The following is a 20,546-nucleotide window of genomic DNA, read 5'->3' as shown; positions in this document are numbered from 1 at the left end:
AACTTAATATCATGAAAAATTTAATTTTAGCAGTAGCGATTTTAGCAGGAGCTTCAACTTATGCAACAGTAAATAACACTCTTACACCTATTACTCCAACTCATACAGTTGTAAAGAACGGATTTCAAGAAATATCTTTAGATAAGTTACCTTCAGCTGTAGTGAATGCTGTAAAAGAGAGTTTTCCTAAAGGTACACTAGGAAAAGCTTTTGTAAACAGTAAAGAACAATACAAGTTAGAAATTTCTTTAGAAAATGGCAACAAAACCGTTTTCGCCGACAAAGACGGAAACTGGTTAGACGCTAAAGAAGTAAAGTAAACACATAAATTTCCCTTGTAGTATTACAACAATAAATAATTATAACTTAAAAACTTAATATCATGAAAAAATTAATCTTAGCAGTAGCAATTTTAACAGGTGTTTCAACTTATGCAACAGTAAATAACACTCTTACACCTATTACTCCAATTCATACAGTTGTAGAGAACGGATTTCAAGAAATATCTTTAGATAAATTACCTTCAGCTGTAGTGAATGCTGTAAAAGAGAGTTTTCCTAAAGGTACACTAGGAAAAGCTTTTGTAAACAGTAAAGAACAATACAAGTTAGAAATTTCTTTAGAAAATGGCAACAAAACCGTTTTCGCCGACAAAGACGGAAACTGGTTAGACGCTAAAGAGGTAAAGTAAACACATAAATTTCCCTTGTAGTATTACAACAATAAATAATTATAACTTAAAAACTTAATATCATGAAAAAATTAATCTTAGCAGTAGCAATTTTAACAGGTGTTTCAACTTACGCAACAGTAAACAACACTCTTAAACCTATTACTCCAATTCACACAGTTGTAGCTGATGGATTCCAAGAAATATCTTTAGATAAATTACCAGCAGCGTTGGTTAACTCTATTAAAGAAAGTTTCCCTAAGGCTACCTTAAGTAAAGCTTTTATTAATGAAAAAGAGCAGTACAAACTAGAGGTTAGTGAAGGAAGCACCAAGAAGACTATTTACATTGATAAAGAAGGTAATTTGTTAAATGAAAAAGAAGTAAACAATACTAAAAAGTAATTTTTTTATTTCCCTCCTCAATTTTATTAGCAAAAGAGCGTTTTCATATAAAACGCTCTTTTTATTTTTACAGAGAATTTTTATCTAAACAATTTAGAGCAACCTTTTTTATGAAAAATATCTTATTGGTAGAAGACGATGTTACATTTTCTAACATGTTAAAACATTTTTTAGAACGACACAAATATGTTGTCGAGGTTAGTTATACAATTAAAAATGCCTCTACTCTATTGAAAGAAAATTCATATAATTTGATTTTTACTGATTTACGCCTTCCTGACGGTAATGGTATTGATTTATTAAAGCAAAGTAAAAACACTGATAGCGACATCCCTGTTGTTTTAATGACGAGTTATGCTGAAGTATCAACAGCCGTTCAAGCTATGAAACAAGGTGCTTTTGATTATATTTCTAAACCTTTTAATCCTGATGAAGTTTTAGAAGTAATTAATAATGCTCTGGAAGTTAAAACCGAACAAATTACTGAACCTAAAAAAGAAGATAAAAAAGTTTCTAATTCTCATATCGTTACCGGTATAAGCGCAGCTTCTAAAAGCCTTTATGAACACATCCATTTAGTAGCTCCAACTGACATGTCTGTTCTTATTACAGGTGAAAGTGGCACAGGTAAAGAAGTTGTAGCTAGTACAATTCATACTCAAAGCTTACGTAAAGATAAGCCTTTTATTGCCGTGGATTGCGGAGCTATACCTAAAGAGATTGCCTCAAGTGAATTTTTTGGACATCAAAAAGGATCATTTACAGGAGCTATAAATGATAAAATAGGACATTTTGAAGCAGCGAATGGAGGTACTCTTTTTTTAGATGAAGTTGGAAATTTAAATTACGAAAGTCAGGTACAACTTTTACGTGCTTTACAAGAAAGAAAGATTAAACCTGTGGGAAGCAGTAAGGAAATTATGGTAGATATTCGTTTAATTACTGCCACTAATGAAGATTTATTATCAGCTGTTGAAAAAGGTAATTTTAGAGAAGATTTATACCATCGTTTAAATGAGTTTTCTATTAAAGTCCCTAATCTAAATGATAGAAAAGACGATTTAATTCTTTATGCCGATTTCTTTTTAGAAAAAGCCAACAAACAACTCAATAAATCAATCGTTGGCTTTTCTCATGAAGTACTAACTTTATTTCAACAATATAACTGGCCAGGGAACTTACGAGAGTTATCTAATGTTATCAAAAGAGCTACACTTTTATCTCAGACAGAAATTATAGAAAAAGAAGTGTTGCCTGAAGAATTAAAAAACACTGAAGATCAATACAGCATCCCTAATGAATTTTCTACCAAGGAAAATGAAAAAAAACTTATTATTAGGGCTTTACATGAGGCTAAAAACAACAAAACTAAAGCTGCAAAGCTTTTAAATATTACTAGAAAGACTTTGTATAATAAACTGAAAGAGCATAATATTAGTTGAGATACTTTTTTATTTCTACTAAAAAGATTTCTAATTCTTTTTCAAAATCTTTCCAAGAGGTTTTGTTTATCTCTTTACTAACCTCAAATTCTTCTAAAAAAGTTATTACCCTAGTAGCTTTTAATTGCCTAAACATTCCCAACATTTTATGACTAACGTCATTAAACCCCTGTACATCATTATTATTCACTAACTCTTTTAATAGCAATAAATTCTCTCCGGTATCTTTTAAAAAAGATTTTAATATTTTCTTTATCTCTACTTCGTCATTATTCAAAAATGTTTTCAAGGAAGTAATATCAAAGCTATTTGTTGTTATTTCGTTGTCAATCTTACTAATAACCACATCTTTTTCCTGGGCTTTTAAATCAAAAAATCGCTGTAAAATTTCTTCCAATTTTTTAGCGTGAAATGGTTTTATTATGGCATCTGAAAAACCATTTTTAACATATTCATTCTCCGATAAATTTGCTCTCCCTGTCATTGCTATAATGGGCTGACCTGTGTAAGATTTGTGTTTTTTTAAGGTTTCCATAAAATGAATACCATTCATTTTAGGAAGTTGTATATCTGTAAGCACTAAATCATAGATAATATTATCTATTCTACTTAGTGCCTCTTGCGCATTACTAAAAGAAGTTACCGCTATTCCTAATTCTTCTAAAACATTTTTCAAAAGTATTCTCAAAGAAGCATCATCCTCAACTATTATAGCACTAATATTAAGGCTTTTATTTTGTGAACTTATCTCTTTTATATTTGATTTTTCTTCAGCAAAAGTAATAGGCACGAACAACGAAAATATACTGCCTTTTCCTAAACTACTTTGTAAAGTTAAAGATCCTCCCAAAAGTTCTGCTAGTCTTCTAGAAATGGTCAAACCTAACCCAAATCCATTTTGCCTATTCTCTTTTTCATGTGCTTGCGTAAATTCTTTAAAAACTTTTTCTTGTTCATCTTTTCCAATTCCAACTCCAGTATCAATCACTCTAATCTCTATATATTTTTTTTCTTTTACGCTTCTTAACTTACTTTTTATTGTTATTGAACCTTCTTTTGTAAACTTACATGCGTTAGTTACTAAATTATATAGTATTTGTTTTATTCTAAAAGGATCACTAACAATTAATGAATTTATATTTTCATCATGATTTACATTTATTGAAATTGGTTTATTTTGAACAAGGCTTTTAGCGCTATTAGCTACTTCCTCTATATTTCTTTTTAAATCGAAAGGAATAGTTTCAATAGTTATTTTACTATTCTCTAATTTAGAAAATTCTAAAAGATCGCCGACAAGCTGTCCCATGTAAACCGATGCATTTTGTATATGCACCACATAATTTTTCTCTTTAGTACTAGTAATTGATTTTTGTAATAACTCGCTAAAACCGGTAATTGTGCTTAAAGGAGTTCTTAAATCATGACTTACCATGGATATTAGTTGCTCCCTACTTTTTAAAAGTGAAGAAGTAACTGCATTTGCACTTTCTAATTCTTGCCTATAATGTTGACTCCTCCAAAAATCATTTAATATTATTATTGAAAAAAGTATAATTATTACAAAACCTACTCCAGCTGCTAATAGAATTATGTTTCTACTACGTTCTAACGTTTCTTCATGTTTTTTATGAGCTATGTTAGCATTAACAATAACATCTTTTTCTAGTACATTTAAAACCTCTCGTAATTTTCTTGAAATTATAATATCATTTTCTATTAATTCTCTCTCTTTTATTCTCAAAAATCTACGTTTAATAACTGTTTCTCTCTGCGCTTTTTGAAGTATTTCTTTAGATGCAGAAACTAATGAGTCAATTTTCTTTTGTTCTTCAACATTAACAGGCTTTTCTTCTCCTTCTTCTTCTTCATTATCAAACAGGCGTAAATACTTTTCTAAACTTAATCCTGTTTTCTTATTAAAAACATCTGGATTATCTACAAGATCTTTTACTGAACCTTTGCCTAATAAAGAATCTATAGACCCTAGCTTGTCTATAGCCTCATCTATTGATTTTTCTGAAGCATTCCTTTGGTTTAACCTTCTTAAACTTGTTATGTTTTTTCGTTTTTTATTTAAAACCAGCTTAACACTGTCTAAAATAAATGTTTTAGATACGTCTTTTGCTATGAAGTTAAGTGAGTCAATTTTTTTCAACAATAATTTATTCTCGGTAACATATTCATTATATCGTTTATAAGAATTTAACTGAATGGCGGCTCTCCCTAAATTTTCATTTTCATATATATCAGCAATTAACCCTCCTGTTTGTATAATATTATTCCTATCAGAAACTCCTTGTTTTTGTATCTCTATGTATGTTTTTATTTCAGAAAACAACAAGATTCCTGAAATAACCGCTAAAATCGCTAGGGTAGCATAACCCACTAAAACCTTAAAAGCTATTTTACGTTTAGATTCTTTCATTAATTAATAATCTTTGGTAAAAATAACGATACTTCGTCTTTCTTGTTTTAAATATATCTGTTAAATTTTGAATTATTAATAGATATTATTTTGCCTAAAGACCTCGTAACAATCAAAGATAGTTTGTATTTTTGATGTTTATAAAATCATGTCAAAATGAGAAAAATTCAAATGGTTGACTTACAAAGTCAATATCAAAAAATAAAAGAGACAGTTGATACTTCTATTCAAGAAGTTTTAAATTCTTCAGCATATATTAACGGACCATATGTTCATGGATTCCAAGCAGATTTAGAGAATTATTTAGGTGTTAAACATGTGATTCCGTGTGCTAACGGTACTGACGCGTTACAAATAGCTATGATGGGCTTAGGTTTAAAGCCAGGTGACGAGGTGATTACAGCTGATTTTACATTTGCTGCAACTGTTGAGGTTATCGGTTTATTAAAATTAACTCCTGTTTTAGTTGATGTTGAACCTGACACTTTTAATATTGACATTGAAGCTCTAAAAAAGTCAATTACCCCTAAAACAAAAGCTATTGTTCCTGTTCATTTATTCGGACAATGTGCTAATATGGAAGCTATTTTAGAAATTGCTAAAGAACATAACTTATTAGTAATAGAAGATAATGCTCAAGCTATTGGAGCAGATTATACTTTTTCTAACGGAACGAAGAAGAAAGCAGGAACTATTGGTGATGTTGGTACTACCTCTTTCTTCCCTTCTAAAAACTTAGGTTGCTATGGTGATGGTGGAGCTATTTTTACCAATGATGATGAATTAGCACATACACTTCGCGGAATGGTTAATCACGGAATGTACAAACGCTACTACCATGATGTAGTTGGAGTAAACTCTCGTTTAGATTCTATTCAAGCGGCTGTATTAAAAGCTAAGTTACCTTTATTAGATAGCTATTGTGATGCCCGTAGAAAAGCTGCTGAATATTATTCAAACTCATTTGCTAACAACCCAAATATTATCACACCAACTATTAGCGATTTTACAACGCATGTTTTCCATCAGTATACATTGAGAATTACTAACGGAAAACGTAATGAGTTACACCAACATTTACTAGATAACGGAATTCCAAATGCTATTTATTATCCTGTTCCGTTACATGCTCAAAAAGCATATCAAGATGATAGATATAATGAAGATGACTTCACTGTTACCAATCAATTAATAGATGAAGTTATTTCATTGCCAATGCATACAGAATTAGATGAAGAGCAGCTAGCATTTATCTCTAAAACTGTAAATGATTTTATTCAATAACTTGGATTGAAATCTTATGAATCAAAAAATTAAAACTTTAAAAATTATTCACCTTGCCTTAATTGCTGGAATTACTCTTGCTTTTACATTTTTAGGTAATTTCAAGACCATGTTTGACATGGTGATTGATGACTCATCTTTGTTCTATGCATTTATTCCTGCAATAGCTTATGTTGCTAGTAACTTCATCTTTAAAAACATGTTGAGAAACATTCAAAAGGATGCTAGTAATGAAGAGAAACTTGCTATTTATCAGTCTGCTTCTATAGCTAGATGGGCTATTATTGAAGGTGCTTGTTTTTTGATTTTAATTTTAAAACCTGATTTTTTATTGTTAGGAGTAATCTTATTAATTTATTTAATTCTTTTAGCTCCAAAAAAAGCACAAATATCCCAAACCTTAGATATCAGAAGCTAAGATTTCTTATATAAAAAGACAAAAAATCACTCATTTTTGGTTGTTTTTAATCATTTTTGAGTGATTTTTTATTCATTTTAGCAAAAAAAAGCTTTTTTACACCTCTAATTTGTGAATTGTTTCTACTTCCTATTATCATATTCTTAAAATAATACACTCTAAATTTAACAACACATATTTATTAGTTGATTTTTAATGTTTTAACGATTATTAATTGACATCACGCTTTAAGCTTATTAGCTTTGTACTCTAATTAAATGATACTAGAATAATGAAATTGATTAAAATTAAAAGAGAAACACGTTTGGAAAAACGATTTTCAAGAAAAATGGGTAAACTTCATACTAATGTTACCTACATTAAAAAAATGTTTTTAAATATTATACCTCTGGAAACAGTACACAAATACAGAGAAACCTATTATGGTGAAGTTAAAGATTGTGAAGATTGTGTTTTAGCTAGATAACAATTTTCTTTTTCACAAAACAAAAATCCCGTTCCAAAAGAACGGGATTTTCTATACTATCTGTTTTTACTATTTATGCTAAAGAAGCACCACTAGCAGCTACACTTCTATCAATTTTACGCATTAATCCTTGTAACACTTTACCAGGACCTACTTCAACAAACTCAGCACCACCATCAGCTATCATTGCTTGCACACATTGTGTCCATCTTACTGGCGCTGTTAATTGCGCTATTAAGTTTTCTTTAATTTCAGCAGGGTTTGTTACTGCTTTCGCTACCACATTTTGGTATACTGGACACATAGGTTCGTTAAATGTAGTTTCTTCAATAGCTGCAGCTAACTCCTCACGAGCTGGTTCCATCATTGGTGAATGAAATGCTCCTCCTACAGGTAAAAGTAATGCCCTTTTAGCGCCTTTTTCTTTTAATACTTCACAAGCTTTTTCAACAGCTTCAATTTCTCCAGAGATTACTAATTGTCCTGGACAATTATAGTTTGCTGCTACCACAACTCCATCAATCGAAGCACAAACTTCTTCAACTACAGCATCTTCTAATCCTAATACAGCAGCCATAGTAGACGGTTGAATTTCACATGCTTTTTGCATTGCTAAAGCACGTTTAGAAACTAGTTTTAATCCGTCTTCAAAAGACAATACACCATTAGCTACTAACGCTGATAATTCTCCTAAAGAGTGACCAGCAACCATTTCTGGTTTAAAATCGTCTCCTAAAACCTTAGCTAAAATTACTGAGTGTAAAAAAATAGCTGGTTGTGTTACTTTGGTTTGTTTTAATTCTTCAGCACTACCTTCAAACATTACGTCAGTAATACTAAAACCTAATATATTATTTGCTTTTTCAAAAAGTTCTTGAGCTAATGGAGAGTTTTCATATAAGTCTAACCCCATTCCTGTAAATTGTGCTCCTTGACCTGGAAAAATATACGCTTTCATTTGTTTGTTTTGTTGTTTATTTAACCTTGCAAACATACAACTTTTAAAATTACTATCTTCGTTTTATGACTGTACAACAAAAATCTCAAGCACAACTTATTTACCTAGTTTTAGCTTCGTTATTTATAGCCTCTCTTGTAACTTCAAACCTTATTTTTCAGAAGTTTTTTTATTGGGAACCCTTTAATTTATTTCGTTTTGAAGTATCTGTTGGAATACTTCCATATCCTATTACTTTTTTAATTACAGATATTCTTTCTGAAATTTATGGTAAGAAAAAGGCCAACAGAGTTGTTGTAGCAGGAATTTTTGCTTCCTTTTTTTCTATGTTAATTATTTTAGTAGCTGATTATGCTCCTGCAATTAATAACTCTCCCATTGGCGACGAAACTTTTACCAAAGTTTTTGGGCTTTCTCCTTTTGCTGTACTAGCTTCTATGCTAGCTTACTTAGCTGCTCAGTTTATAGACATTCGAATTTTTCATTTTTGGAAAAAATTAACTAAAGGAAAACATTTATGGCTTCGCAATAATTTTTCTACCTTTTTGTCACAATTTATAGATACTTTTACCGTATTATTTTTATTGAGTTCTTTTAAAATACTTCCTTGGAGTATTTTTGGTAGCCTTTTACTTAGCGGTTTTTTATTTAAAGTCATTATAGCAGCTCTTGACACTCCTGTTTTGTATGTTGTTATATATTGGTTTAGAAAAAAATTTGACTTACAAATAGGTGAAGAAATCAGCAAATTTTAAACGAATATTACTTTATGTTAAACAAGTTTTTTTATAAAATTTTTAAAGAACAGCTTTCACTTTCAGAAACATTAGCTACATACCTAAATTTATTTGCAAATCTTATTGTGTTTGGAATTTTAGGTTATATCTTATTCAAAGTTTTTAGATACGTTGGAAAAAGAACAGTTAATAAAATGGCAGCTAAAACATCAACTAGTTTTGATGATATGCTTATTAAAAACAAAACCTTTTTAAACCTTTCAAGAATTGTTATTCTTACTATTGTTTTTAATTTTTTAAAAGATATTTTAGTCGATTTCCCTAATCTGTTTACCTACGCTGAACGTATTGCTACTATTGCCATTATTTTTGCTATTATTTGGTTTATACGTAGTATTCTACTAAGTGTTAAAGATTTTCTTCGTACCACAAATGCTTTCAAAGACAAACCCTTAGAGAGCTATGTGCAAATTTTCATGGTAATCATGTGGCTTATTGCTGCTATATCATCTTTTTCTGTATTAACTGGAAAACCTTTAATTAGATTCTTAACTGCATTAGGTGCTTTTTCAGCAGTATTATTATTAATTTTTAAGGATACCATTCTTGGTTTTGTATCAAGCATTCAAGTAGCAGTAAATGATACTGTTAGAATTGGAGATTGGATTACCATGGAAAAATATGGCGCTGATGGTGATGTAGTTGAAATTAACCTTACCTCTGTAATTATTAGAAATTTTGATAATACAATATCTAGCATTCCTACGTATTATTTAACATCCGATTCTTTTAAGAACTGGAGAACAATGAATACTTCAGGTGGTAGACGTATAAAACGATCAATTTTAATTAAAATAAATAGCATTCACTTTCTTACCGATGAAGATATTGAGCGCTTTAAAAAGATTGAGTTAATTTCTGACTATATTGAAAAAAGTAGCAAGGAAGTAAAAAAATACAACGAAGAAAACAATATTGACAAATCTGTAATATTAAACGGTAGAAACTTAACCAATTTTGGGTCTTTTAGAATTTACTTGGATAAATACATTGAAAATCATCCAAAAATAAATCAAGATATGTTGTTAATGTCTCGTCAGTTAGAGCCAACTCCTAACGGAATTCCACTAGAAATTTATGCCTTTAGTAGAGAAAAAAATTGGGTAGATTACGAACGTGTTATGGCAAACATTTTTGATCATATTTTAGCTTCTGTAAAATATTTTGATTTGGAAGTTTTTCAAAATCCATCAAGTATTGACATCAATAACTTGAAAGAAATACAAAAGAGTGAATAATAATACAGGTACATCTTTATGGCAAATAGCTATCCAAAAATTTAAACATAGTAAAACAGGTATGTTTAGTTTTGGATATATTATTTTATGCGGGTTTATTGCTGTTTTTTGTTATGTTTTAGCTCCAGACAACAGTAACTCTGCCAATCAAATGCATTTAGAAATTCACTCGAAACCTCCTGGTTTTTCTGTGCAACTATTAAGCATTCCTTCAGAAGTAAAAAACCAACAATCGTGGTTTTCTATTTTTATGGAAGGAAAGCAAAATTCATTAACAGAAATACCTATAAAGTCATTTTCTGTTAAAAACAATCAGTTAGAAGCTATTAAATACTCCGATGGTTTACCAAAAGAGTTTCCTGTTTCCTTTGAACAATACATTCAACAAAAAACATTTTATTTAGGAACTGATAAATATGGTCGTGATTTATTAAGCAGGTTGTTGATTGGTGCTAGAATTTCATTTTTTATTGGATTTATAGCTGTGTTTATTTCGCTTTTAATAGGAATTCCTATTGGCGCTATTGCTGGTTATTTTGGTGGAAAAATTGATGATTTTATTATGTGGGTTATCAATATCACTTGGTCCATTCCAACACTTTTATTAGTAATCGCTATTACTTTGGCTTTGGGTAAAGGTTTTTGGCAAGTTTTTATTGCAGTGGGATTAACTATGTGGGTAGAGGTTGCTCGTGTAGTTCGGGGTCAAGTAATCACTACTAAACAGCAGCAATATGTGGAAGCTGCCAAAGCTTTAGGTTTTTCTGATTTTAGAATTATTTTCAAACATATTTTACCTAATATTTTAGCTCCTATAATTGTAATTTCCGCCGCAAATTTTGCAGCTGCTATTTTAATTGAAAGCGGACTGAGTTTTTTAGGTATTGGAGCCCAACCTCCTACTCCCTCTTGGGGTGCTATGATTAAAAATCATTATAATTATATCATTTTGGGCAAACCATTTTTAGCATTGATTCCAGGATTAGCAATTATGAGTTTAGTAATGGCATTTATGTTAATTGGAAATACACTTCGTGATGCTTTAGATGTGAAAGCTTAAAATTTGTAAATTCGCTTTCTTAAATTTTTTTGATATGAGTTTTAGTGTTGAGTTTAAAACAAGATGGGCAGATTTTGATGCCAACATACACATGCGTCATACCGCATACAATGATTACGCTGCTGAATTACGTTTACGTTTTTTTAAAGAGCATAATGTAACTGTTCAAGATTTTACTAAGGAAAAAGTTGGTCCTATTTTATTTGAAGAAAACACCAAGTTTTTACGTGAAATACACATGGGAGAAGACATAACTGTAAACTTAAAAGTTACTGGTTTATCCGGAAAAGGTGAACGTTGGAAAATTCAACATGAAGTTTTTAATCAAGCAGGTAAACTTTCTGCAATTATCACTGTTTATGGTGCTTGGTTAGATTTGGTTAAGCGTAAATTAACAGTACCTCCTGTTAAATTTCAAGAGATTTTTAACGAAGTTGAAAAAACTGAAGATTTTAAAGAAATCGTTTTAAGTAATTAAATGAGTACTTCAAGGAAAATAAAGGTTGTTATTACCATTGTTGCTTTACTTGTAGGTTATTGGTTACAACAAAAAGAAAAAGCTAAGAACTCTTCTGAACCTACAACAGAAACAGCCAGTAATAAAACTAATAACTTCAATTACTTTCCTACCTCAACAACTGGAGTCATTATAAAACATAATGGCTACCAGTTATCGTATAGTGAAAAGCATGAGCAAGCTGAATGGGTTGCTTATCCTTTAGATAAAAGTGATATTGTTTATACCAACCGTAAACGTCCATTTTTTATTGTAGACCCCAAAGTGAATACAAAATCTGCAGATTGGAGAAATTATAAAAGATCTGGTTATGACAAAGGGCACTTATGTCCTGCTGGTGATAGACGTGCCTCTAAAAGTGCTCATGATGAAACTTTTTACACTTCAAACATTTCTCCTCAAAACCATGAGTTTAATGCTGGTATTTGGAATAAACTAGAGCAAAAAACTCGTTATTGGGCTAAAAAATATAATCACTTGTATGTTGTTACTGGTGGTGTTTTAGAACCTAACTTGAAAACTATAGGAAAGGAAAAAGTAAGTGTTCCTAATTATTTTTATAAGGTTTTACTAGATTATACTCAGCCTGAAATTAAAGCCATTGCCTTTTTACTTCCACATAAAGAAAGTAACAAACCGCTATCTGATTTTGTAGTTTCTATTGATGAATTAGAACAAAAAACAGGTATTGATTTCTTCCCTGAATTACCTGATACTATTGAAAACCAACTAGAGGCTTCTGCTAATTATAAAAATTGGAGCTTTAGGTAATTCCAACATTCCTTTTTAATACCTGCGCTTTTTCTCAAAAACATACGAAAGAATAACTCCATGGCTATTTCCTAACACAGAATCACTAAATGCTGCATTGTAGAAGTACACAAATTTTAAGTTTTTTAGAGCATAAATACCTGCTAAAAAATTAATTGAGGAGCTACTTCTATAGCCCGTACCGATTTCAAATTTGTTTTTATAGTTAACAGCAACATTTGCGTCAATCTGCATAGGTGCTCCACCTTCATACTTTAAGAAAACACTAGGTTTAATCATTACTTCCTCAAATCGATTGGTAAAAAAACGATACCCGAAATAACCGTAAATAGGGTTTGATATATTTAAATCATCTCTAGACGCTAATTTATCGCCTAAAAGATTTGGCAACGAAATTCCTGCATAAAAATCTGCATGATTGTATAAAAATCCAATACCTACGGTTGGTACTGTTACATTCATGTTTTCAGAAAATTCTATATCGTCTGTAATACCTAACTCTAACAGATTCTCATGAAACTGTTGTACTCCTGCTGTTAGTCCAAACGATATTACATGTTCGTTATAATGTTGCCAATAAGGTCTATCAATCTCCGTATCAAAAAATATTTTATATGAATATGAAGCATACGCATTTGTATAAGTACTTACTCCTATTTTATCTCGTATAATAGCCCCACCTATCCCCATTTTTTTTCTTGCAATCGGAGTATGAAAGCTTAATGACAATGTTCTGGGACTTCCTTCAATACTATTTATATAGCCATAATTACTAAGTGTAATTTCTGCTCCATCAGACATTCCCGTATAGGCAGAGTTTATAATAAACGGATTATAATTATACTCTGGATACAAAGCTGTTTGTTGTCCCCAATTATTTTGAAGTACCATCATAAAAATAAACAGTAAAATATAGTTCCTTATCTCTTTCATCTTATCTTTTTAAAACTAAAAACCCTTTTGTTTCTTTTAATTTCCCTTCTGTTGAAATTTTTATACTGAAAAAGTATGTCCCTGCTGGTAACTTATCACCTCCCATACCCGTTAGCTTATTGGCTACGCCTCTAAAAACATTAAATTGATTATCATATTCTTTCATCTGAAAAACCATATCTCCCCACCTATTAAAAACAGCTACTATATTATTAGGATGTTCTTCAATTCCCTTTATTTCCCAAAAGTCATTTACTCCATCACCATTTGGAGAAAAACCGTATTTGGTTTCCCCTACTAAGCTTGCTTCAGTTCTAAAACTAATTTCAGAACACCCATTAGCACTTCCTAGCGAGTTGTATGGAGTTACTAATACATAAACTATGGTGTTCTCTGGTAAATCACTAGTTAAAGTATAATTCGTTCCTGTTACTGACTCGTTGTTTACAATATCGGTTCCACCTGAAGTTGTTCCAATTGACAGGTAATACCCATCGGCATCTGAAACAGTGTCCCAAGTAATTCCAGTACTAACACTAACATTTGTTGCTTTATTAGTTGGAACTGTGATTGTGGTGCAGTTTGGTATAATTGCAACGGTTTCTGTGGTAAAACGAACTTCACCACAGCCCGTTGCTAAGCCCCCCGACTTATATGGTAATACTGATACATAAATTGTTGTATTCTCTGGTAAATCGCTCGTAGGATTGTATGTTGTTCCTATCACTAGCTCATTGTTTACAATATCGGTTCCACCTGAAGTTGTTCCAATTGACAGGTAATACCCATCTGTATCAGCTACTGCGTCCCAAGTAATATTTGTATCGACTGCTACATTAGTTCCTCCATCACTTGGAACTGTAATTGTGGTACAACTCGGTGTGGTTGGTACTATTTCCGTAGTAAAACTAATTTCAGAACATCCTGTAGCACTTCCTACCGAATTGTATGGAATTACCGATACATAAATTGTTGTATTCTCTGGTAAATTACTAGCTAAAGTATAGCTCGTTCCTACTACTGATTCGTTGTTTACAATATCGGTTCCACCAGAGGTTGTTCCGATTGATACATAATATCCATCGGCATCTACTACTGCATCCCAACTAATTCCTGTACTAACACTAACATTCGTTGCTCCATTACTTGGAACTGTTATTGTTGTACAATTTGGTGAGGTTGGTACTATTTCTGTAGTAAAGCTAATTTCAGAACATCCTGTAGCACTTCCTACCGAATTGTATGGAATTACCGATACATAAATTGTCGTGTTCTCTGGTAAATTACTAGCTAAAGTATAGCTCGTTCCTACTACTGATTCGTTGTTCACAATATCAGTTCCGCCTGAGGTTGTTCCGATTGATATATAAAACCCATCTGTATCAGCTACTGCGTTCCAAGTAATATTTGTATCGACTGCTACATTAGTTCCTCCATCACTTGGAACTGTAATTGTGGTACAACTCGGTGTGGTTGGTACTATTTCCGTAGTAAAGCTAATTTCAGAACATCCTGTAGCACTTCCTACCGAATTGTATGAAATTACCGATACATAAATTGTTGTATTCTCTGGTAAATTACTAGCTAAAGTATAGCTCGTTCCTACTACTGATTCGTTGTTTACAATATCAGTTCCGCCTGAAGTTGTTCCAATTGATAGGTAATATCCGTCAGCATCTGCTACTGCATCCCAACTAATTCCTGTACTAACACTAACATTTGTTGTTCCATTGGTTGGAACTGTGACTGTGGTACAATTCGGTGCGGTTGGTACTATTTCAGTAGTAAAGCTAATTTCTGAACACCCTGTAGCACTTCCTACCGAATTGTATGGAATTACTGATACATAAATTGTCGTGTTCTCTGGTAAATCACTAGCTAAAGTATAGCTCGTTCCTACTACTGATTCGTTGTTCACAATATCAGTTCCGCCTGAGGTTGTTCCGATTGATATATAATACCCATCTGTATCAGCTACTGCGTTCCAAGTAATTCCTGTACTAACACTAACATTCGTTGCTCCGTTACTTGGAACTGTTATTGTGGTACAGTTTGGTACACTTACCACTGCATCTCCAGTAGTAAAACTTTCTTCTACACAACCTGTAGCGTCTCCTACATCATTGTATGGAATTATACGAACATAATGTATTCTATTTGCTTGTAAGTCTTGAGTAAAACTATAAGTTGTTATGTTTCCTACATCAATACTATTCATAACCTCTATCCCTCCTTGAGTAGTTCCTACACTTACTAAATACCCGGTTGCTTCTGTAATTTCATTCCAAGAAATATCAGTATTCAACGGAACATTCGTTGATCCATTTATAGGATTCACTAAACTTGTACAACTAGGTACTACTGGAATAAACTCTGTTTTAAAAGACTCTTCTCCACAACTTGTTGCATCTCCTTTATCGTTATAAGGAGTTATAGTTACAAAAATATCGGTGTCTTCTGGTAAATCTACAGGTAAATCGTATGTTGTACTATTACCTACATCAATACTATTAAGAATATCTATTCCACCTGAAGTAGTTCCTACTGTAAGCCTGTATCCATCTGCATTACTTATAACATTCCATTCTAAGTTTGTACTTACAGATATATCTGTACCACCAGCAAGTGGTAAGGTTAAGCTGGTACAATCTGGTACTGTTGATGGAGTTGTAGACACCGTAAAGCTTTCTTCTGCACAAGGTCCTACTGCATCTCCATTTTCGTTTGAAGGTACAATAGTAACATAAACTATTTCTCCTCCTGAAAAATCTGTAGCAAATTCATAAGTGGTAGCATTTACAACAGTTTCGTTTATTATCATTCCTGAAGGTTCAATTCTAATTGTTAAAGCATATTCACGTGCATACAAAACAGGTTCCCAAGTTAAATTGGTATTTACAGGAACATCTGTTGCTCCATTTAAAGGCGCTATTAACTGTGTACATTCTGGAATAGGACAATCTAAAACATCACCCGTAAAAGACCATCCAAAACTATCAATCATTGATTGTCTTTCTTCTACAGCATCACAATAGGGAAGAGTGTTAGCTCCTAGATTTATTCCAGGTGTTAGTGTTTGTTCAGACCATGCAATAAGCGTATTGTCGTAATTCACTCTAGTAAGAGCTGTATTATCTAACATATTTTGCATGTTGGTTACGCCACTAATATTCCAATCACCTAAATCTTGATTAAAAACTGTAGCGTTATTAAACATAGCGTTCATCGATATCGTATTTAATAACCATTGGTTTAAAGGTTGATTAAACAAACTTGCACCTTGAAACATTCTATCCATGTTCGTTACTGCTGTTGGCCTCCAATTATTCATTGGTTGATTAAAGTTTGTTGCACCATTAAACATGTCTTGCATGGTGGTTACTCTCCTAATATTCCAACTTCCAATAGCACCATCAAAAGCTATTGCTGTTTGAAACATGCCTTGCATATTAGTTACCGATGCTACATTCCAAGAATCTAATGGTCTATTAAAAGACGTTGCTCCTCGAAACATTTCTTGCATAGTGGTTACAAAAGATACATTCCAATTATTAATATCTTGATTAAATTTAGACGCCCCATGAAACATTTCAGCCATTGTTTGTGCTTCGCCTGTATTCCAATTCCCTAAGGGTTGGTTAAATATTTCTGCTTTTTTAAACATTGCTTCAAAGTTTGTTACTACAGAAACATTCCAGTTTTCCAACGGACTATTAAAAGCAATAGCTTCTTCAAACATCGAAGGCATTAAGGTTACTGAACTTACATTCCAAGAATTTAATGGTTGGTTGAAAACTGTGGCTTCTTGAAACATTTGACTCATGTTAGCAACAGCACTTACATCCCAAGAGTTTAATGGCTGATTAAATGCTTCTGCTCTTCGGAACATACCTGACATATTAACTACTGAGTTTACATCCCAAGAATTTAACGGTTGGTTATACATTTGAGCATTGTAAAACATTAAACTCATGTTGGTTACATTGGTTACATTCCAGCTATTTATGTTCTGATCAAATGCGCTAGCACTCTGAAACATGCTCTCCATGTTGGTTACTGAAGAAACATTCCAATTACTTAGGGCTTGATTAAAAGAAGAAGCGCCTTCAAACATCGAAGTCATGTTTGTAACAGCACCTACATTCCAAGAGTTTAAAGGTTCGTTAAAATCAACACATCTCTGGAACATTTCAGACATATCTGTAACATTACTTACATTCCAATTATCAATATTTTGGTTAAAAGCCATGTTTGAAATAAAACCATTAAACATTTCAGACATATTGGTAACATTACTGACATCCCAATTATTAAGTGGTTGGTTAAATGCTTCTGCTCTTTCAAACATGCTACTCATATCTGTAACACTACTCACATTCCAATTATTAATATTCTGATCAAATACTTCTGCATTTTGGAACATCCCTCCCATATCTGCAACATTTCTTGTATTCCAATTTCCTATGTCTTGATTAAACTCTATGGCACTACCAAACATGTAGTTCATATTAGTAACATTACTTACATCCCAATTATTAAGTGGTTGGTTATAAATTGAAGTTCCACTAAACATACCACGCATGTTAGTTACACTACCTACATTCCAATTATTTATGTTTCCATTAAATTTTCTACATGAGCTAAACATTCTTTCCATATCTATTACATTGCTAAGATTAGGAATATCTGTAGCATTGTACTCCATATTTCCACAACCATAAAAAGCTTCGTTCATACTTTCCCAAACTTGATTACCCCACTGGTCTATAGATAATAATTTATGAGAATCACCTACATACTCATGCTTAGGAGAAGGAAAAACGCCTATAATACTTACGGTATAAATACCTGGGGTAAGATATGTGTGTGTAATATTCCCTGTTACATTATGATCGTACTGTCCATCTCCCCAATCTATAGAATAGTTATAAGTAAGATAGTTCGGGTAGCCTGAATTTGTTTCTATTTCTAATTGATTCGTAGGGCTAGTATAACTTAATACTTGTATGCTTGTGTCATAAGTAAGCTTGAATGCATCTGGGCTATTTACCCAACTTTCTATTACTGTAAAACTAATTTCTTGGCAACCTGTAGCTGGTCCTTCTGCGTTATACGGGACAACTGTTACATATACAGTATCTCCTGCTATAAATTCGTTGGTAAAATCTACTCCTACAACATTTCCTACATCTTCATTATTATATATAACCTGTGAAGTCGCTCCGTTTTCTCTTCTTACACTAATTCTATATCCTGTAGCATTAGGAGCTGGATTCCAACGAATATCACTGTTTGCAGGCACTTGTGTATCTCCATCTTGCGGCATGGTTATTTGAGTACATAATACATAAGAACAGTTTACAATATCTCCTGATATAGTCCACCCGTTATTATCAATTAAACTTTGTCTTTGGTTTAATGCATCACAATAATTTAGATTCGTCGCCCCTAAATCAACATTATTTTGAACTGTTTGAGCATTCCAGGCTATAAGAATATTATCATAGTTTTCTTGAGAAATACCGCTATTCGATAACATGTTTGTCATGTTTGTAACACTAGATATATCCCAGACTCCTATGTCTTGGTTAAATGAAGTAGCTTGATTAAACATATAAGACATGTTTCTAGCATTTCCTGTTTGCCAACTGCTTATATCTTGGTTAAAGGACGTAGCTCTATCAAACATATATTGAAAATCAGTGATATTACTTACATCCCAAGTATTTAAAGGTTGGTTAAAAGCTTCTGCTCGTTGAAATATGTTGCGTATATTAGTAATATTGCTCACATCCCAAGTATTCAATGGTTGATTGAAAGCTTCTGTTCTTTCAAACATACTTTCTACATTGGTAACCTTGCTAACATTCCACAAACTAATATCTCGATTAAAAACAGTGGCGCCTTCAAACATTCCTCTCATGGTAACAACATTACTTACATTCCAAGTTCCTATACCTTGATTAAAGCCTGAGTTATCTCGGAACATGTAACTCATATCAGTAACATTACTAACATCCCAGTTACCTATGGGTTGATTAAAAACTGCTCCCCAAGCCCATCCATCAAACATACCCGACATGTTTGTTACATTACTAACATCCCAGTTATTTAAAGGTTGATTAAAGGTTCTGTTTCTAAAAAATAGCCTAGACATATTTGTAACATTACTAACATTCCATGTATTTATAGGTTGGTTGAATTTAGCTTGACTAAACATTCCCTCCATTGTTGTAACATTACTTACATTCCAGTTGTCTATTGGGCTATTAAAATTAGAGCCTTTAAATGTGTTATTCATATTGGTAACATTACCAACATTCCAATTATTCATTGGCTGATTATATGCACTTGTATCGTAAAAGGCTGCTTCCATATTAACAACATTAGCTACATTCCAGTTATTAATATTTTGATTGAACTTACGGGCTCTATATAAAAAGTTTTCTAAAGTAGTTACTGCTGATGTGTTCCAGTTATCTAATGGTTCGTTGAATTCCCTTGCATTATAAAAAGTGTAAGACATGTCTATTATACTAGATGTGTCCCATTGATCTAAAGGTCTATTAAAAATTTCGCAATTCATAAATAACCCTGAAATATTAGTTATGGTGCTTACATCCCAATTATTCATAATACCATTAAACAATGAGCAATCTCTAAAAGCATTTTGTAGGCTAGTAGCTTGACTTAAATCTGGTGGAGTAATAGCATCAAAATTTAGATTTGAACATCCATAAAATGCGCTTTCCATACTTTGCCATTGAATAGTACCCCAAGACAAGATCTCGATAATTTTGTCAACGTCTCCAGCATTGTTAAAATAGATTGCTGGAAACGTACCATCTATCTTAACTGTATAAGTTCCTTGTGCGGCATAGGTATGGGTAATGTCTCCTGTTACGTTTGAATCAATATTTCCATCACCCCAATCAACGGTGTATGAATACGTGTAAGCTGAATTCGTTGGGATGCTTATTTCATTAACTCCAGAAGAGCCAGTACTAATATTTGCCGTGTTCCATAAAGAAGTGAACGACTGCGAAAACAATTGACTACTTAAAATTAAAAAAAGTACTACTAAACCACTTCTTAAAAATTTACCTATTAATGCCTTCATTCTTTTTAATATAATTTTTAACACTTCTATTTTAATCAAG

Annotated in this window: 16 protein-coding genes; 12 read left to right on the top strand and 4 right to left on the bottom strand. The window is 32.2% G+C overall.

Annotation, left to right across the window (positions count from 1 at the left end; translation table 11 throughout):
- Positions 1-11: 11 nt before the first annotated feature.
- The 4 genes from MHM83_RS05240 (at position 12) to MHM83_RS05225 (ending at position 2,516) form a co-directional block, all read left to right on the top strand.
- Positions 12-320: a hypothetical protein gene (locus tag MHM83_RS05240; RefSeq protein ID WP_073184241.1), complete on the top strand. Its 309-nt coding sequence runs from the start codon at positions 12-14 to the stop codon at positions 318-320.
- A 62-nt stretch (positions 321-382) separates the two neighbouring features.
- Positions 383-691: a hypothetical protein gene (locus MHM83_RS05235; protein WP_073184239.1), complete on the top strand. Its 309-nt coding sequence runs from the start codon at positions 383-385 to the stop codon at positions 689-691.
- A 62-nt stretch (positions 692-753) separates the two neighbouring features.
- Positions 754-1,074, top strand: a complete 321-nt coding sequence (locus tag MHM83_RS05230) for a hypothetical protein (RefSeq protein WP_239178681.1) — start codon at positions 754-756, stop codon at positions 1,072-1,074.
- Between the two features lie 110 nt (positions 1,075-1,184).
- On the top strand, positions 1,185-2,516 hold the full coding sequence (locus MHM83_RS05225) for a sigma-54-dependent transcriptional regulator (protein ID WP_159615090.1): 1,332 nt from the start codon (positions 1,185-1,187) through the stop codon (positions 2,514-2,516).
- Here the strand turns inward: MHM83_RS05225 and MHM83_RS05220 are convergent.
- Positions 2,509-4,944, bottom strand: coding sequence for an ATP-binding protein (locus MHM83_RS05220; RefSeq protein WP_239178679.1), 2,436 nt, complete (start codon positions 4,942-4,944; stop codon positions 2,509-2,511). The two genes, MHM83_RS05225 and MHM83_RS05220, sit on opposite strands and share 8 nt — an antisense overlap.
- Before the next feature lie 156 nt (positions 4,945-5,100).
- On the opposite strand from MHM83_RS05220, the gene MHM83_RS05215 reads away from it, so the two are divergent.
- From MHM83_RS05215 to MHM83_RS05205, 3 genes are all read left to right on the top strand, one after another.
- Entirely contained in the window at positions 5,101-6,228 is a 1,128-nt protein-coding gene (locus tag MHM83_RS05215) for a DegT/DnrJ/EryC1/StrS family aminotransferase (protein WP_239178677.1), read from the top strand.
- 16 nt (positions 6,229-6,244) lie between these two features.
- Positions 6,245-6,646 (top strand): hypothetical protein, encoded by a 402-nt coding sequence (locus MHM83_RS05210; protein WP_073184231.1) that lies wholly within the window; start codon positions 6,245-6,247, stop codon positions 6,644-6,646.
- Between the two features lie 271 nt (positions 6,647-6,917).
- Positions 6,918-7,112 carry a hypothetical protein gene (locus MHM83_RS05205; RefSeq protein WP_073184218.1) on the top strand — a complete coding sequence of 65 codons (195 nt, stop codon included), beginning with the start codon at positions 6,918-6,920 and terminating at the stop codon, positions 7,110-7,112.
- 73 nt (positions 7,113-7,185) lie between these two features.
- On the opposite strand, the gene fabD is transcribed toward MHM83_RS05205, so the two are convergent.
- Positions 7,186-8,070, bottom strand: coding sequence for an ACP S-malonyltransferase (gene fabD, locus MHM83_RS05200; RefSeq protein ID WP_239178675.1), 885 nt, complete (start codon positions 8,068-8,070; stop codon positions 7,186-7,188).
- A gap of 65 nt (positions 8,071-8,135) precedes the next feature.
- Between fabD and MHM83_RS05195 the strand changes: the two genes are divergently transcribed.
- From MHM83_RS05195 to MHM83_RS05175, 5 genes are read left to right on the top strand one after another with little or no spacing between them, the layout of a single operon-like run.
- Positions 8,136-8,825 (top strand): queuosine precursor transporter, encoded by a 690-nt coding sequence (locus tag MHM83_RS05195; protein WP_159494767.1) that lies wholly within the window; start codon positions 8,136-8,138, stop codon positions 8,823-8,825.
- 14 nt (positions 8,826-8,839) lie between these two features.
- Positions 8,840-10,105 carry a mechanosensitive ion channel family protein gene (locus MHM83_RS05190; protein ID WP_073184214.1) on the top strand — a complete coding sequence of 422 codons (1,266 nt, stop codon included), beginning with the start codon at positions 8,840-8,842 and terminating at the stop codon, positions 10,103-10,105.
- Positions 10,098-11,165 carry an ABC transporter permease gene (locus tag MHM83_RS05185; RefSeq protein ID WP_239178673.1) on the top strand — a complete coding sequence of 356 codons (1,068 nt, stop codon included), beginning with the start codon at positions 10,098-10,100 and terminating at the stop codon, positions 11,163-11,165. Before MHM83_RS05190 ends, MHM83_RS05185 begins: the two co-directional genes overlap by 8 nt.
- Positions 11,166-11,199: 34 nt before the next feature.
- Positions 11,200-11,643 carry an acyl-CoA thioesterase gene (locus MHM83_RS05180; protein WP_047790796.1) on the top strand — a complete coding sequence of 148 codons (444 nt, stop codon included), beginning with the start codon at positions 11,200-11,202 and terminating at the stop codon, positions 11,641-11,643.
- A complete protein-coding gene (locus MHM83_RS05175; protein WP_239178671.1) occupies positions 11,644-12,453 on the top strand; it encodes a DNA/RNA non-specific endonuclease in 810 nt (269 codons plus the stop codon).
- Positions 12,454-12,468: 15 nt separating this feature from the next.
- Here the strand turns inward: MHM83_RS05175 and MHM83_RS05170 are convergent, their stop codons facing one another.
- On the bottom strand, positions 12,469-13,386 hold the full coding sequence (locus tag MHM83_RS05170) for a PorP/SprF family type IX secretion system membrane protein (protein ID WP_239178668.1): 918 nt from the start codon (positions 13,384-13,386) through the stop codon (positions 12,469-12,471).
- Between the two features lies 1 nt (position 13,387).
- Positions 13,388-20,506, bottom strand: a complete 7,119-nt coding sequence (locus tag MHM83_RS05165; protein WP_239178666.1) for a BspA family leucine-rich repeat surface protein — start codon at positions 20,504-20,506, stop codon at positions 13,388-13,390.
- Between the last annotated feature and the right edge of the window lie 40 nt (positions 20,507-20,546).

This window comes from Tenacibaculum sp. Mcav3-52 (assembly GCF_022347665.1).
GTDB classification, from domain to species: Bacteria; Bacteroidota; Bacteroidia; order Flavobacteriales; family Flavobacteriaceae; genus Polaribacter; species Polaribacter mesophilus.
The sequence above is the reverse complement of the archived record's forward strand: the minus strand, read 5'-3'. Positions and strand labels throughout refer to the sequence as shown.

Excerpts from the sequence above, each read along its gene's own strand:
- MHM83_RS05240 (WP_073184241.1), top strand. The coding sequence starts at position 12 with ATGAAAAATTTAATTTTAGCAGTAGCGATTTTAGCAGGAGCTTCAACT.
- MHM83_RS05235 (WP_073184239.1), top strand. The coding sequence starts at position 383 with ATGAAAAAATTAATCTTAGCAGTAGCAATTTTAACAGGTGTTTCAACT.
- MHM83_RS05230 (WP_239178681.1), top strand. The coding sequence starts at position 754 with ATGAAAAAATTAATCTTAGCAGTAGCAATTTTAACAGGTGTTTCAACT.
- MHM83_RS05225 (WP_159615090.1), top strand. The coding sequence starts at position 1,185 with ATGAAAAATATCTTATTGGTAGAAGACGATGTTACATTTTCTAACATG.
- MHM83_RS05220 (WP_239178679.1), bottom strand. The coding sequence starts at position 4,944 with ATGAAAGAATCTAAACGTAAAATAGCTTTTAAGGTTTTAGTGGGTTAT.
- MHM83_RS05215 (WP_239178677.1), top strand. The coding sequence starts at position 5,101 with ATGAGAAAAATTCAAATGGTTGACTTACAAAGTCAATATCAAAAAATA.
- MHM83_RS05210 (WP_073184231.1), top strand. The coding sequence starts at position 6,245 with ATGAATCAAAAAATTAAAACTTTAAAAATTATTCACCTTGCCTTAATT.
- MHM83_RS05205 (WP_073184218.1), top strand. The coding sequence starts at position 6,918 with ATGAAATTGATTAAAATTAAAAGAGAAACACGTTTGGAAAAACGATTT.
- fabD (WP_239178675.1), bottom strand. The coding sequence starts at position 8,070 with ATGAAAGCGTATATTTTTCCAGGTCAAGGAGCACAATTTACAGGAATG.
- MHM83_RS05195 (WP_159494767.1), top strand. The coding sequence starts at position 8,136 with ATGACTGTACAACAAAAATCTCAAGCACAACTTATTTACCTAGTTTTA.
- MHM83_RS05190 (WP_073184214.1), top strand. The coding sequence starts at position 8,840 with ATGTTAAACAAGTTTTTTTATAAAATTTTTAAAGAACAGCTTTCACTT.
- MHM83_RS05180 (WP_047790796.1), top strand. The coding sequence starts at position 11,200 with ATGAGTTTTAGTGTTGAGTTTAAAACAAGATGGGCAGATTTTGATGCC.
- MHM83_RS05175 (WP_239178671.1), top strand. The coding sequence starts at position 11,644 with ATGAGTACTTCAAGGAAAATAAAGGTTGTTATTACCATTGTTGCTTTA.
- MHM83_RS05170 (WP_239178668.1), bottom strand. The coding sequence starts at position 13,386 with ATGAAAGAGATAAGGAACTATATTTTACTGTTTATTTTTATGATGGTA.
- MHM83_RS05165 (WP_239178666.1), bottom strand. The coding sequence starts at position 20,506 with ATGAAGGCATTAATAGGTAAATTTTTAAGAAGTGGTTTAGTAGTACTT.